Raw genomic sequence first — 14,789 nt, forward strand, 5'->3', positions numbered from 1 at the left:
GAAAATGAGATCGCGATCAACCAAACGTAAAGGCATACGCCGAGACGCCTGGGTCGAGAAATTCGATGCTGAAGGTGCGATCCGTGACATCGCCGGACTGGCGCACCAATTGATACAAGCGTTGTTCAGTCACGCTGCCACCACCATCGGGCGCCACATCGGTGCCGTGAGCTTCGCCCGGAGCCTTGCCGTCAATCAGCACTTTGAAACGCACCGGTTTACCATCAGCGCCAGGCCCCAGCACCAGATGCAGGTCGCGAGCGTGGAAGCGGTAGACGATGCGGCTGGCTGGGGCACTTGAAGTGGCGCGTTCCGAGCCGACGTTCCATTGGCCACCGAGACTCCAGTTATTCAGGGCCAGTTGGGCCGGTGGGCTGTACGTCGCGACCTTGTCAGCCGAGAAACCTTTTTCGGGTACGAAGTTCTCCGCACGCTGATAGCCGACATAGGTTTCCGGCGACAGGACTTCCTTCATGTCCGGGGCAAGCTGAACACCCTCGGCGCTGGCAGTGATCAGACCGTCCGCGACCTTGGTTGCCCCTGCTTCCTTCAGCAATTGTTGAATCACCCGTTCCGACTCGGCGTATTCGCCTTCGCCAAAGTGGTGATAACGAATGCGCCCCTTAGCGTCGGCAAAGTAGTGCGCCGGCCAGTACTCGTTGCTGAACGCGCGCCAGATCTTGTAATCGTTATCGATGGCCACCGGGTAGTTGATGCCCAGGTCTTTCATGGCTTTGGTGACGTTGCCGACATTGCGTTCGAAGGCAAACTCCGGCGCATGCACGCCGATCACCACCAGGCCCTGATCGCGATACTTCTCGGCCCAGGCTTTTACATATGGCAAGGTGCGCAGGCAGTTGATGCAGGAGTAGGTCCAGAAATCCACCAGCACGACTTTGCCCTTCAACGCATCGGCGGTCAGCGGTGGCGAATTGAGCCACTGTACGGCGCCATCCAGCGGTGGGAGGTTGCCCTCAACCGGCAGCGTGCCTGGGTTTTTGTCAGCAACTTGCATGGCACTGCCCGAGGCCGGAAGTGCCGCGCTGTTGTTCGGTGATTTGCCGGCCAGGCGCCCGACCAGGGCCTGTTCGATACTACCGGTGGACGCCGTCGAAACCCGTGCCAGAATCCCGGTGTCCAGCCCCAGCGCAATCGCGGCCACACCGGCCAGCATCATGGCGCCAAGCCCTTTGCGCACCCACTCGCCTGCACCGATCGAGCGTTTCATCGCAGCGAATACCTTGCCGCCCAGCAACAGCGCTACGGCCAGGGAGGTTGCAGCACCGGCGGCGTACGCCAGCAGCAACAACGTGGTGCCGATGCTCGCCCCTTGCAACGCCGCACCCGTCAGCACCAATCCGAGGATCGGCCCGGCGCAAGGTGCCCAGAGCAGGCCCGTGGCCACGCCGATCAGAAACGAAGCACCGGGACGCGGCCGAGCATCGGCGCCCGCCACTTCCGACAACCGACTGCCCGCCGCCACCAATGGACGCGTCAGACGGTCGGCCAGTTTTGGCAGCAACAGCGTCAGGCCGAACAGCGCCACGAACACCAGTGCAAGCCAGCGGCCGTACTGATTGAGCTGCACCACCCAGCCGCCGCCCACCGCTGCCAACGTGGCGACAAGGGCGAAGGTCATGGCCATCCCCACCAGCAGCGGCAAGCCACTTTTCACAAACGGCTGCCCGGTGCGCGCGAAGACAAACGGCAATACCGGCAGGATGCACGGGCTGACAATGGTCAGCACACCACCGAGATAAGACAGAACCAGAAGCCACATAGCATCGACCTGCATCAAGTGAAAGAAAGTAAGTGGTTGCGGATCAAGCCGCCTGTGGCTCGAAGGTCATCGCCAGGCCATTCATGCAGTAGCGTAGGCCAGTCGGTTTGGGCCCATCGTCGAAGACATGGCCCAAGTGTCCGCCGCAACGCCGGCAGTGGACCTCCTCGCGTAACACGCCGAAAGATCGGTCCTGACGCGTGGCCACGGCTTTGTCCAGCGGCGCCCAGAAACTCGGCCAACCGGTACGGCTGTCGAACTTGGTGTCGGATGAAAACAACGACAGATCACACCCGGCGCAAGCAAACGTGCCTGGCCGGTGCTCATTGTTCAACGGACTGCTGTAGGCGCGTTCAGTGCCTTCTTCGCGCAGGATCTCGTATTGCTCGGCACTGAGAAGGGTGTGCCATTCGCTGTCGGTGTGAGTCACCTCGAACACCTCCGCCGCATCGGCCTCGCTGATCAGCGCGGAACTTGCCGAAAATTTTGGCAATACACCGATCACCAGGGCTGCAGCCCCCAGCCCGCCGCTCGTTAAAAGAAATTGTCTGCGTGAAAACATGGCCGTCTCCAAAATTCCAGGTGCCTGTCATGGAACACAGCCTAGGCTTGGGTTGATCGCCAAATCCTCACGGGGAGTTAAACAATTCGTGATAACTCCACCCGAGGAAAACCCGCACAATGTGCCCATTCGCAACAAAGGATTGAGCTTCATGGAACAGACCAAACGCGTCCTGGTGGTCGAGGACGACCTGCATATCGCCGACCTTATCTGCCTGCATCTGCGCGATGAGCAGTTCGAGGTGGTGCATTGCGCCGACGGGGACGAAGGCATGCGCCTGTTGCAGCAAGGAAGCTGGGACGCCTTGATCCTTGACCTGATGCTGCCCGGTGTCGACGGCCTGGAAATCTGCAAACGCGCCCGGGCCATGGCGCGCTACACCCCGATCATCATCACCAGCGCGCGCTCCAGCGAACTGCACCGCATCCTGGGCCTGGAACTGGGTGCCGACGATTACCTGGCCAAGCCGTTTTCCATGCTGGAGCTGGTGGCGCGGGTCAAGGCATTGCTGCGACGGGTCGACGCCATGGCCCGCAACCTGAAGATGGACGCCGGAAGCCTGATCCTCGACGGCCTGTCCATCGACCCGATCACCCGCGAAGTGTCCCTCGACGGCCGGCGTCTGGACCTGACGCCACGGGAGTTCGACCTGTTGTATTTCTTCGTCCGCCAACCGGGCAAGGTGTTTTCGCGCATGGACCTGCTCAACGCCGTGTGGGGCTACAGCCACGAAGGCTACGAACACACGGTCAACACCCACATCAATCGCCTGCGGGCCAAGATCGAAACCGATCCGGCGCAACCGGTGCGCATCCTCACGGTGTGGGGACGCGGTTATAAATTCGCGGCACCCGAGGACCATCCATGAGAATGACCCTGACTCAGCGCCTGTCCCTGGTGTTCGCCGTGTTGCTGCTGGTGTGCTGCGGCTCCTCGGCATGGATGCAGGTGCGCTCCAACCAGATGCATGAGCTGGAAGTGGTGCAAGGGTTGTCCCGGGATCTGGCCCAGCACATCGCCCACGACACCGTGCTGATGGACGCCAAGGGCCTGATGCCGAATGCCGTGCGCGATCTGTTCAGCCAACTGATGCTGGTCAACCCGAGTGTCGAGGTCTATCTGCTCGACAGCCAGGGCCGCATCGTCGGCAGCGCTGCGCCGGAAGGACGGATACGCCGCAATCAAGTCGATCTGCAGCCGGTCCAGCGTTTGCTCAAGGGCGACGCCTTGCCGATCCTTGGCGACGACCCGCGCAGCGTCGATGGCCGCAAGGTATTCAGCGCCGCGCCGTTGCAGGTCGACGGTAAACCGGCCGGCTATCTGTATGTCGTGCTGCTCAGCGAAGAACATGATCGCTACGCCGAACGCGGTGCCACCAGCGCTGCGTTGAATACGGCGCTGCTGTCCATCGGCCTGGTGGCGCTGCTGTGCCTGATTGCCGGCCTTACAGCCTTTGCCTTGATCACCCGGCCGTTGCGACGCCTGACCGAAACCGTCAGCCAGTTCGACATCGACGGCGTGCCGGTCACGCCGCCGACACCAGCTCCTGTCGACAAAGCCTCCATTCACGATGAGATTGCCGTGCTCGACGCCGCATTCCGGCAGATGCAAACCCGCCTCAGTGAACAATGGCGCTCGCTGACGCGTCAGGATCAGGAACGTCGCGAATTGGTGGCGAACATCTCCCATGACCTGCGCACGCCCCTGGCCTCGCTGCACGGTTATCTGGAAACGTTGTCGCTCAAGGACGCCACGCTCTCCCCCGCCGACCGTCGCCGCTACCTTGGCATCGCCCTCGATCAAAGCCGCAAGGTTGGTGGCCTGGCGCAATCGCTGCTGGAACTGGTGCGCCTGGAACACGGTTTTGTGCAACCGGTGCTGGAACGCTTCTCCATGACCGATCTGGTGCAAGACATCTTTCAGAAGTTCGAACTCACCGCCGAAGCACGCCAGGTGGAACTCAAGGCGACCTTCGCCCCCAACGTTTCCGCGGCTTGTGCCGACCTGGGGTTGATCGAACGGGTGCTGACCAACCTGTTCGACAACGCCTTGCGCCATACCCCTCAGGGCGGTGAAATCGAACTCGGCCTGCGACCTCAGGGCTCGTTCGTCGAAGTGACCATCAGCGACACCGGCCCCGGCATCGCCGCCGAACTGCGCGAAGGCTTGTTCCTGCGGCCATTCAACATCGGCGGTGCACGGCGCGACGGTGGTTTGGGGCTGCGGATCGTGCATCGCATCCTGCAACTGCATGGCCGTGATATCCAGCTGATCGATGTGCCGGGACGCGGCGCCACCTTCCGCTTTACGTTGCCCGTGGACGAGCAAACGGCCGAACAAGGGGTGGTTCGCTCGATGAATCTGAATTCGCCGGGGGCGTAGGAGCTGCCGAAGGCTGCGATCTTTTGATCTTCAGCACTTTCAACATCGCCGAAGATCAAGATCAAAAGATCGCAGCCTTCGGGTGGGTAGGCATCCAAATACGTCCACTCGCCTGTTGGGTCGTGACAACTCCGCCTCGGTCCAATAGATTAGGCGGCCTGAAAAGGCCTAGCGCTTTCTCGCCTCAACTCAAGTTAAAAGAAGTAGTGAAATTTCAATGTCCGATTCCAACACCGCTGAATCCGTAGTCACCTTGTCGTCCAAAGCGGAATACGAAAACTCCATCAATCTTTCACAGCACGTGCCCCAGGCCAAGACCATCAGCGAGATGGTCCTGGACGCTTTCCAGTCCACCCGGGAAAGCGACCAGATTCGCGAGCTGCGCGCCGCGATTCGCCAGGCCCACGACAGCTTCGACGACGACAAAGCCTATGAGCTGATGGGCGAACTCAAGCAACTCAAGGATGCCGAGGCCTCCGACATTGCCGCCCTGGAAGACCTGAGCAGCAAATTCCCGATCAGCCGCATCCTGTCCAGCTTCAAGGACGATCCGGCGTTTCAGGAAATTGTTTATGGCCTGGCGCTGAAGGTGCTGAACCAGACGCATCAAGCCATCAGTAACCCGAGCAGCGGCAAGAGCAAGGCTGCTCGCGCCAAGAAAGACGTCGAAGTGTTCACCATCAGCAAGGATGGCATGAACGTCACCTTGCCGCTGCGCACGCCACGCTCGCGCCTGAACGTTGACCGTGAAGCCCTGGAGTTCCTCGGTTTCACCTTTGTCGGCGAAGGTGAAGAAGCAGAGCTGGAAAGCGAAACCTTCCTGGACAATGCCGGGACGGAACAAGCGGTCAACCGCAAAAACATCATCACCGCGCTGCAGCAGCAAACCGCGTTTGACGGTTACAGCATCGCCGCGCAGTAACACGACTCAGCGGTCCTGCAAAACCAAAAGCCCCGCACTGAGGTTCAGCGCGGGGCTTTTTGTTGCCTGCCACAAAGCGTCACGGCGCGGGAGGACGTAACGCAACAATCATGTCCATTTCGACGGCCGCATTTTTCGGTAGTTGGTAAACCCCAATCGTGGTTCGTGTGTGTTTGCCGGCATCTCCCAATACATGCCTGAACACATCGGACGCACCATTGGCCACTTCGCTCAGGTCAGCAAAGTCCGCCGTGGACTTTACATACACCGTGATGCGTAACAGCGCCTTGATTTTGTCCAGTGAGCCGATGGTGTCGACAATCAATGCCAGCCCTCGCATCGCACTGATGCTGGCGGCGATTTGAGCATCGGCCAGGGTCAGTTCAAGGCCTACCCTGCCCGGGTACTGGACCTTGCCATGCTTACGCGGTATCAGACCACTGACATACAGTTCATTGTTGTGCCGAACCAGGGGTTCAAAATGCCAACCGATGGTGCTCTCGCCGTAGATGTCGTAATCAAGTTCTGTTGCCAGAGCGATGAAGCGTTCATCGCAAGTCATGTGGCCCGTCATTTCCCCCTACCCCACCTTTGTATCTATCCGTTAACAACTCTAACTTTCGACAGATTAGCCCAAGGTAGCCCTTCGCCACGACCCTGAATGAAAAAGCCCCGCACTTCTTTCGAGGGCGGGGCTGTTTGATACGTGATTGCTACCGAGCCTAGGGTTCCAGGGCGACAATCATGTCCACTTCTACCGGGGCATTTTTCGGCAGCTGATAAACACCGACGGTGGTTCGGGTATGTTTACCGGCGTCGCCCAACACATGGGTAAAGACATCCGACGCGCCGTTGGCCACTTCACTGAGGTCAACGAAATCAAAGGTGGATTTGACATGGACGGTGATACGAATCAGTGACTTGATTTTATCCAGTGAACCGACAGCATCCATGATCAGTGCCAAGGCGCGTATGGCACTGATGCCCGCAGCGGCTTGGGCATCCGCCAGGTTGAGTTCCAGGCCCACCCGGCCGGGATACTGGATTTTGCCGTTCATGCGCGGCACCAGGCCGCTTACATACAATTCATTGCCATGCCAGACCAGCAGGGAGTAATGCCCGCCGGCGGTGTTCTCGTCGTAAATGTCGAAGCCGTGCTCCTTGGCCAGCTCGATAAAGCGTTCGTCACGGGTGGTTGGCTTGTTCATTGACTGCACCTTCTAGATCAATCTTGCGAAACACGCCTTCGAGGGTAGGCACAGACGCTTGCCTTGAGCAGAGCAAGTTCGTATAGAATCCAGCGAACTTTACTGCCAGGGAGACCAGTAAAATGCAGGCCCAACGTGCGGTCATCGCCGCCATCGAGTTCCAGCCAGGTGTGCCGCTGGTGCAGCAGATCGTCGAGCAACTGTCGATCGCCATCAGCCAGGGCGGCTTGCCCCACGGTGCCAAGCTGCCGCCGATTCGCGAACTGGCCGAGCTGCTGAATGTGGGCAAATCCACAGTGGTCGACGCCCTCGACCACTTGCGGGCCAAGGGGTTGGTGGTTTCACGCCAGGGTTCGGGGCATTACGTGCATCGCTCCAGCACCACGATCCCGGTGGAGCCCGGCCCGGACCTGCAACCCCAGGACACCCTCAGCATCGTCCGCCGCGCCGTATTGCTGGACAACGGCGCCCTGCGCCCCGGCTGCGGATTTCTGCCCTCCTCCTGGCTGCCCGCCGAAGAACTGCTCAAAGCCGTGCGCGGCACCCTGCGCGCCACCGCCCTGCGCATGGGCGAATACGGTGTCACGGGGGGTTATCTGCCATTACGCCACGCGTTGCGGGTCAAGCTTGCGACCTTCGGCATCGACGTGCCGGTGGAACAGATCATCACCACCGCCAACACCATGCAGGCCGTCGACCTGCTGATGCGCCTGCTGCTCAAACCCGGCGACACCGTGCTGCTCGACGACCCGTGCTACTTCAACATGCACACCAACCTGGCGCTGCATGGCGCCAACGTCATTACCGTTGCACGCACCTGCGAAGGCCTGGACCTGGAAGCCTTCGAGCAAGCGCTGATCGCCCACAAACCCGTGCTGTACATGACCAACAGCACGCTGCATAACCCCACCGGGCATTCGTTTTCCCCGGCGCAGGTGTATCGGCTGATGGAGTTGAGCCACCGCTATGGCTTCCACATTGTCGAAGACGATTTGTATGGCGATCTTCAGCAACGCCGCACACCGCGTCTGGCGGCAAGTGGCGTGGACAATGTGAGTTACGTGTCCGGGTTCTCCAAGACCCTGACGGCCAACAGCCGGGTCAGCTATGCCGTACTGTCTCCCGAACTGGCAGCGCGGATGATCACCCTGAAAATGGCCTGCGGCGGCGTGACCTCGGAATTTGCGGAGCAGATTACGTGCAAGATGCTCAGCAACGGGAGCTACGCCAAACATACGCGGCGGACGGTGGATCGGTTGTATGAATCGAGCAGTCGGGTGGCGCGTTGGTTGGTGGAGGCCGGGTGTTCCGTGTCCTCCCTGCCCGGTGAAGGGCTGTTTATCTGGACACGTTTGCCGGAAGGCCTGCACGCCGAAACCCTGGCCCGCAAAGGCATGGAAAACGACCTCGTGCTGGCGCCCGGCACCCTGCTCAGCAAGGCACCGGATGCCAGCCAGTTTCTGCGATTCAACGTGGCACACAGTGATAACGCCCAGGTTCGGGAGCGTTTTTTCCGGTTGCTGGATCGCTGAGACTTCCTGATACACCGCGTCGCTCCCTTCGCGAGCAAGCCCGCTCCCACATTGGATCGGGGTTGCCACAACTTTTTCGCCCGACGCTGAACTCCTGTGGGAGCGGGCTTGCTCGCGAAAGGCGCGCCGCGGTCCACCAGAAAAACCCCCAATAAAAAACCCCGCTCTCCTCTCGAAGGGCGGGGTTTTTCAATTCAGTAGCTAAACCCTAAGGCGCATAAGTCAGCAACAGCTCACTCGGCACTTTGAAGTCCAGCGACATCATCACGCTCAGCGCGGTAATGGTGAAGATCGAGAACACGAACAGCTTGCGTGCCCAGACCGTGTCATCCACTGCCTTGTAGCCGGTCCAGGCCATGTACAACCAGTACATGCCCATGGCGGCGGCGACGGCAAGGTAGCTCATGCCGGCGTAGCCGCTGAAGGTCAGCATCAGGGTCGCGACCAGGAATGCCAGGATGTAGAGCAAGATGTGCTTCTTGGCGACCTGAATCCCGCGCTTCACTGGCAACACCGGAATCGATGCAGCCAGGTAATCGTTGAAGCGGAAGATCGCGATGGCGTAGGAATGCGGCATCTGCCACAGGCTGAACATCACCAGCAGGGTTAGCGCGGCCATGTCGAAGCTGTTGGTCACGGCGACGTAACCGATCACCGGCGGCATGGCGCCCGACAGACTGCCCACCAGCGTTCCGTGAACCGACTTGCGCTTGAGGTACAGGCTGTAGAAGCCGACGTAGATGACGAAACCGATCACCGCGAACAGCGCGGCCAGTGGATTAGCCACCTTGTACAACAGTGCAACGCCGGCGATGCCGAGGACGGTCGCGTAGATCAGGGCCAGTTTCAGGGAGATTAAGCCCTGGACCAGCACCCGGTTCTTGGTGCGTTCCATCTTCAGGTCGATGTCGCGGTCGATGCAGTTGTTGAACACGCAACCGGAAGCTACCACCAGGGACGTGCCGATCATGGCGGCCAGGAAGATGGCCAGATCGACATGCCCTTTCGAGGCCAGGAAAAAACCGCCTGCCACAGAAAGCACGTTACCGAAAATGATCCCCGGTTTGGTGATTTGGATAAAGTGCTTAAAGGACATCCGGACTTTCCTCAGTGCGCCATCATGACGGTGTGGATGCTGAACATGATCCACAGCGACAAGCCAACCAGCAGGACGATCACCATCGCAGCGAACACAAACGCGATCACGTTGTTACGCTGGGCGGCGGAGCGGTCCAAGTGGAGGAAGTACACCAGGTGAACGAGCACCTGGATCACTGCGAACGCCAGTACGATCCACAGCGTCCAAACTTTCGGCAGCGATGGGTACATCACCAGGCCGAACGGAATGATCGTCAGGATCACCGACAGGATGAAGCCGATGGCGTAGGACTTTACGCTGCCGTGACCGGCGTCGTGGCTGTCGTGTCCGTGGGTATCGTGGCCATGATTTGAGTGAGCTGCGTTAGCCATTACAGGGTCCCCATCAGGTAAACAACGGTGAATACGCAGATCCACACCACGTCCAGGAAGTGCCAGAACAGGCTCAGGCAGCTCAGGCGAGTCTTGTTGGTCGACGTCAGGCCGTGCTTGTTGACCTGATACATCATGATCGCCATCCAGATCAGACCACTGGTCACGTGCACACCGTGGGTGCCGACCAGGGTGAAGAACCCGGACAGGAAGCCGCTGCGGTTAGGACCGTAGCCTTCGGAGATCAGCATGTGGAACTCGTTAATCTCCATGCCGATGAAGCCCAGGCCGAACAGAAAAGTGATGGCCAACCAGCCCAACACGGCTTTCTTGTTGCCCTTGAACAACGCCAGCATGGCGAAGCCGTAGGTGATCGAGCTGAGCAACAGGCAGGCGGTTTCGCCCAGCACGTATGGCAGCTCGAAGATGTCGTGGCCCGACGGGCCACCCGCTACGTTGTTAACCAGTACCGCGTACACCGCGAAGATCGACGCAAACAAAATGCAGTCGGTCATCAGGTAGAGCCAGAAACCGAATACGGTCATCTCGCCCGAGTCGTGGTGATGGTCATCGTGCCCATGTTCATCGACATGGGTGTGTCCAGCATTGGTCACTAAGTTCGACATGGTTTAAGCCTGTTCCAACGAGGTTTCAACACGGGTGGCGCCAGCAGGGACTTTCCCGGCGGCTACCAGACGCTTGTGCTGCTCGGCTTCGATGCGCTCGATCACGTCGACCGGCACCATATAGCCCTGGTCATCACGGGCAGCATGGATAACGAAGTAGATCACGGTACCGGCGAGGCCGAAGATGGCCATCCACCAGATGTGCCAGATCATCGCGAAACCGAACACGGTCAACAGAGCACCCATGACCAGACCGGTCGCGGTGTTGTTTGGCATGTGGATCGGCTCGTACTTGACCGGAGTCTGGTACGCAGTACCGTTTTCCTTGGCTTCAGTGAACGGGTCGATGCCTGGCGCTTTCGGCAGTACGGCGAAGTTGTAGAACGGCGGTGGCGACGAGGTCGACCATTCCAGCGTGTGGGCATTCCACGGATCGCCGTGTTCGCACATGTTCTCTGGCTTCTTGCGGTCACGCACACTGACGTACAGCTGGATCAACTGGCAGGCAATACCGACCGCGATCATGACTGCGCCGAACATGGCGACGTGCAGGTAAGGCACCCACTCAGGGTTGGTGGTGGCGTTCAGACGACGGGTCATGCCCATGAAGCCCAGTGCATAGAGCGGCATGAACGCGACGAAGAAGCCCGAGATCCAGAACCAGAACGCTGCCTTGCCCCAACCTTCGTGCAGCTTGAAGCCGAACGCTTTAGGGAAGAAGAAAGCGAAACCGGCGATGTAGCCGAATACCGCGCCGCCGATGATCACGTTGTGGAAGTGAGCGATCACGAACAGGCTGTTGTGCAGGACGAAGTCAGCACCCGGGATGGCCAGAAGTACGCCGGTCATGCCGCCGATGGCGAAGGTCACCATGAAGCCCAGGGTCCAGAGCACCTGGCTGGTGAACTGCAGACGACCGCGATAGATGGTGAACAGCCAGTTGAATAGCTTCACCCCCGTCGGAATCGAGATCAGCATCGTTGCCAGGCCAAAGAAGGCGTTGACGCTGGCCCCCGAACCCATGGTGAAGAAGTGGTGCAGCCAGACCATGAAGCCCAGGATCGAGATCGCGCCCGAGGCGTAGATCATCGAGTGGTGGCCGAACAGACGCTTGCCGGAGAAGGTCGAGATGACTTCGGAGAAGACCCCGAACGCCGGCAGAATCAGGATGTAAACCTCGGGGTGACCCCAGGCCCAGAACAGGTTGACGTACATCATTGGATTGCCACCAAGTTCATTGGTGAAAATGTGGAAATCCATGTAACGGTCAAGCGTCAGCAACGCCAGGGTAGCGGTCAGAATCGGGAACGAAGCCACGATCAGCACGTTGGCCCAGGTGCAGGTCCAGGTGAAGATCGGCATGTCCATCATTTTCATGCCTGGAGTACGCATCTTCAGCACGGTGGCCAGGAAGTTGACCCCCGTCAATGTCGTCCCTAGACCAGACAGTTGTAATGCCCAGATGTAGTAGTCCACGCCAACGCCCGGGCTGTAGCCCAGTTCCGACAGCGGTGGATACGCAACCCAACCGGTACGGGCGAATTCGCCGACACCCAGGGACACGTTTACCAGCACCACGCCGGAGACCAGCAGCCAGAAGCTCAGGGAGTTCAGGAACGGGTAGGCAACGTCACGCGCGCCGATCTGCAGCGGCACTGCAAGGTTCATCAGGCCGGTGAAGAATGGCATCGCCATGAAGATGATCATGATCACACCGTGGGCGGTGAAGATCTGGTCATAGTGTTCAGGCGGCAGGTAGCCAGGCGAACCCTCGGTGGCCAGGGCCAGCTGGGAACGCATCATGATGGCGTCGGCAAAACCGCGCAGCAGCATGACCATGGCGACGATGATGTACATCACCCCGATTTTCTTGTGGTCGACCGACGTCAGCCACTCGGTCCACAGGTAGGTCCACTTCTTGAAATAGGTGATCAGCCCGAATACCGCCAGACCACCGAGCGCGATCATGGCGATGGTAATCATCACGATCGGTTCGTGGAACGGGACCGCTTCCCAACTTAATTTACCAAACATCGTTTACTCCTCTGCCCCGGCAGCTGAATGCGAACTCATGTCCATCCCTTCCATGGCGGCCATTTCGTGCTCTTTTTTCTCGTGATGCATTGGCTGGCCCGGTTTCATGCCTTCGTACTTGTCGACGATGATCTGGAACAGGTTTGGCGTGAACGAGGAGTAGAGCTCGACTGGGTTGTTCTGGCTTGGTTTGGAAAGGGCTTCGTATTCAGCTTTTTCCAGCTGTTTAGGTGCCTTCTTGACATCACTGACCCAGGCATCGAAATCCGCCCGGGAAGTGGCGATAGCTTTGAACTTCATGCCGGTGAAACCCGCGCCGCTGTAGTTGGCGGAGATACCGTCGAATTCAGCGTTCTGGTTGGCAATCAGGTGCAGCTTGGTTTCCATGCCCGCCATCGCGTAGATCTGGCCACCCAGGCCCGGGATGAAGAACGAGTTCATCACGGTGTCGGAGGTGATTTTGAAATTGATGGGCGTGTTGGCCGGGAACACCAGTTTGTTAACGGTGGCGATGCCTTGTTCCGGGTAGATGAACAGCCACTTCCAGTCCATGGAGACCACTTCAACGGTGATCGGCTTGACGTCGGATTCCAGCGGCTTGTAAGGGTCCAGGGCGTGGGTCGAAATGTAGGTCACGTAACCCAGCGCAATGATGATCAGGACCGGAACAGCCCACACCGCGATTTCGATCTTGGTGGAGTGCGACCACTTAGGCGCGTACACCGCGTTCGGGTTGGAAGCGCGATATTTCCAGGCGAACAGGAACGTCATGACGATGACCGGCACAACGACCAACAGCATCAGCAGCGTTGCGGTGATGATCAGGTTTCGCTCATCCAGGCCGACCTGGCCCTTGGGGTCGAGCAAGGTCATGTTGCAGCCTGACAGCAGCAACGTGCCGAGCAGCGGCAATAAGCCTAGTAGTCTGGGGTACCTGTTTTTACTCATCTCACGACCTCTAAAGCAGCTTGCGCAATGCAGTTGGGTTTTGATCGCCAACACTTCACCCTGCCAAGGGTTGGCATTTTTCTTGGATTGAATAAGGGCTGCCCGTCGCGCGTCAGACGCTGTTCGACAAATCCTGGGCTAGCGGTGAGTTCTTATTCGAATTCGTGGTCAAAGGCCTTGTTACAGACCAATTCCATTTGGTGCGGATAGTCGGAAAGGCACCGACACCTGGGAGTCGCATGAAGCCGCTAAGCCTCTCGACGCCCTATTCTGCTCAGATGAGAGCAGCGCCGGGAATTCAGTGCGGGCGATTGTAGATACGTCGCCGCCTATAAACCATGTCTCATCTCGAAATAATTTTTATCCATTCCAGCAACAATCATTAACGGATTTTGCAAAAGCTCAGCATGGTATCGAAATTAATTCTCAACAAAAACACCAAAATTTGTGGGGCTACCACCCTCGGTTCAGACAGCCTTCATGGCGCTTTGCCTTGCTTCGACCCTGCCCAACCCCCTATATCGCAAGGGTTCCAGCCCTACGTCAGGCCCTGTTAAAACTGCCTGTTTCACCACAATGGTGCACAAACGGGCGGCCCCTCCATTCCGGACATTTCGTTGCGTAGCTATGCACCAATTCCGCTCTTTGAAATGCGTTGCGACACTCGAGCTGTGACAACATGTCGCACATGTTGCGCACCCTTGGCTGTCGCACATCACGGTCTGTTTACCCGGGCCCTGAAATGCAAAACGCCCTGGCCCTCCTGACGAGGACCGGGGCGTTTTTGTTTAACGCGGCGGGTTAACGCAACGCTTTGCGATTACGCGAAACCAACAGCGGCACCAGGATTACCACGAGCACAAACGACACCAGCGCCCACTGTGCCAGCGACAGGCCGAGGATCGGCGGGTACGGCGTGTCGCAGAAGCCATCGACCTGGAAGCCCAGCGGGAAAATCTTCGCCAGTGGCAGGCCGTCGACAATCGGTTGCAGCACATCGACGCCACAGCTGACTGCCGGATAGAACTGCGTATAGACGTGATGCCCGGCCACCGCCACGCCGCCAAGCGCGCAGATCACCACCAGCACCTCGAACACCGTAAGGCTGCGACGGGTGCGCATGGCCGCGCCGATGAAGGCGAAGATGGCGATCAGCAACAACGCATAACGTTGCAGGATGCACAGCGGGCACGGCGCCTCTTCCAGCACCACCTGCATGTACAGCGCACCGCCGATCAGCGCCAGGCAGATAATGCCCAGCAGCACCAGATAACGCCGCTCACGGCCCAACCGCATCGTTTCGTCACTCATCGCGTTTCCCTTCT

Annotated in this window: 14 protein-coding genes; 4 read left to right on the plus strand and 10 right to left on the minus strand. The window is 59.0% G+C overall.

Going from position 1 to position 14,789, the window contains the following annotated elements; genetic code table 11:
- Window positions 1-16: 16 nt before the first annotated feature.
- On the minus strand, window positions 17-1,780 hold the full coding sequence (locus HB680_RS11055) for a cytochrome c biogenesis protein DipZ (protein WP_213938504.1): 1,764 nt from the start codon (window positions 1,778-1,780) through the stop codon (window positions 17-19).
- Window positions 1,781-1,823: 43 nt separating this feature from the next.
- Window positions 1,824-2,342, minus strand: coding sequence for a peptide-methionine (R)-S-oxide reductase MsrB (gene msrB, locus HB680_RS11060; protein WP_213938506.1), 519 nt, complete (start codon window positions 2,340-2,342; stop codon window positions 1,824-1,826).
- Between the two features lie 151 nt (window positions 2,343-2,493).
- Here msrB and HB680_RS11065 point away from each other — a divergent pair, with 151 nt between their 5' ends.
- The 3 genes from HB680_RS11065 (at window position 2,494) to HB680_RS11075 (ending at window position 5,646) form a co-directional block, all read left to right on the plus strand.
- The gene (locus tag HB680_RS11065) at window positions 2,494-3,210 is read left to right on the plus strand and encodes a response regulator transcription factor (RefSeq protein ID WP_213938508.1); all 717 of its coding nucleotides are present in this window, start codon (window positions 2,494-2,496) and stop codon (window positions 3,208-3,210) included.
- On the plus strand, window positions 3,207-4,724 hold the full coding sequence (locus tag HB680_RS11070; RefSeq protein ID WP_213938510.1) for a HAMP domain-containing sensor histidine kinase: 1,518 nt from the start codon (window positions 3,207-3,209) through the stop codon (window positions 4,722-4,724). The genes HB680_RS11065 and HB680_RS11070 overlap by 4 nt, the downstream gene beginning before the upstream one ends.
- A 217-nt stretch (window positions 4,725-4,941) precedes the next feature.
- Window positions 4,942-5,646 (plus strand): hypothetical protein, encoded by a 705-nt coding sequence (locus HB680_RS11075; RefSeq protein WP_213938511.1) that lies wholly within the window; start codon window positions 4,942-4,944, stop codon window positions 5,644-5,646.
- Window positions 5,647-5,725: 79 nt separating this feature from the next.
- Here HB680_RS11075 and HB680_RS11080 read toward each other — a convergent pair whose 3' ends face one another.
- Together HB680_RS11080 and HB680_RS11085 are read right to left on the minus strand one after the other, a co-directional pair.
- Window positions 5,726-6,220, minus strand: a complete 495-nt coding sequence (locus tag HB680_RS11080) for a RidA family protein (protein WP_213938513.1) — start codon at window positions 6,218-6,220, stop codon at window positions 5,726-5,728.
- 148 nt (window positions 6,221-6,368) lie between these two features.
- Window positions 6,369-6,854 (minus strand): RidA family protein, encoded by a 486-nt coding sequence (locus HB680_RS11085; RefSeq protein ID WP_213938515.1) that lies wholly within the window; start codon window positions 6,852-6,854, stop codon window positions 6,369-6,371.
- Window positions 6,855-6,976: 122 nt separating this feature from the next.
- On the opposite strand from HB680_RS11085, the gene HB680_RS11090 reads away from it, so the two are divergent.
- Window positions 6,977-8,386: a PLP-dependent aminotransferase family protein gene (locus tag HB680_RS11090; protein ID WP_213938517.1), complete on the plus strand. Its 1,410-nt coding sequence runs from the start codon at window positions 6,977-6,979 to the stop codon at window positions 8,384-8,386.
- Between the two features lie 208 nt (window positions 8,387-8,594).
- Here HB680_RS11090 and cyoE read toward each other — a convergent pair whose 3' ends face one another.
- The 6 genes from cyoE to HB680_RS11120 form a co-directional block, all read right to left on the minus strand.
- The gene (gene cyoE, locus HB680_RS11095; RefSeq protein WP_123410182.1) at window positions 8,595-9,482 is read right to left on the minus strand and encodes a heme o synthase; all 888 of its coding nucleotides are present in this window, start codon (window positions 9,480-9,482) and stop codon (window positions 8,595-8,597) included.
- Window positions 9,483-9,493: 11 nt separating this feature from the next.
- Window positions 9,494-9,856 carry a cytochrome o ubiquinol oxidase subunit IV gene (gene cyoD / locus HB680_RS11100; protein WP_213938518.1) on the minus strand — a complete coding sequence of 121 codons (363 nt, stop codon included), beginning with the start codon at window positions 9,854-9,856 and terminating at the stop codon, window positions 9,494-9,496.
- A complete protein-coding gene (locus HB680_RS11105) occupies window positions 9,856-10,482 on the minus strand; it encodes a cytochrome o ubiquinol oxidase subunit III (protein WP_213938520.1) in 627 nt (208 codons plus the stop codon). Before HB680_RS11105 ends, cyoD begins: the two co-directional genes overlap by 1 nt.
- A 3-nt stretch (window positions 10,483-10,485) precedes the next feature.
- On the minus strand, window positions 10,486-12,516 hold the full coding sequence (gene cyoB / locus HB680_RS11110; RefSeq protein ID WP_213938522.1) for a cytochrome o ubiquinol oxidase subunit I: 2,031 nt from the start codon (window positions 12,514-12,516) through the stop codon (window positions 10,486-10,488).
- Window positions 12,517-12,519: 3 nt separating this feature from the next.
- A complete protein-coding gene (cyoA, locus tag HB680_RS11115) occupies window positions 12,520-13,464 on the minus strand; it encodes a ubiquinol oxidase subunit II (protein ID WP_213938531.1) in 945 nt (314 codons plus the stop codon).
- Window positions 13,465-14,265: 801 nt separating this feature from the next.
- On the minus strand, window positions 14,266-14,775 hold the full coding sequence (locus tag HB680_RS11120; RefSeq protein WP_163912094.1) for a disulfide bond formation protein B: 510 nt from the start codon (window positions 14,773-14,775) through the stop codon (window positions 14,266-14,268).
- Between the last annotated feature and the right edge of the window lie 14 nt (window positions 14,776-14,789).

This window comes from Pseudomonas sp. dw_612 (assembly GCF_018449725.1).
Classification (GTDB): Bacteria; Pseudomonadota; Gammaproteobacteria; order Pseudomonadales; family Pseudomonadaceae; genus Aquipseudomonas.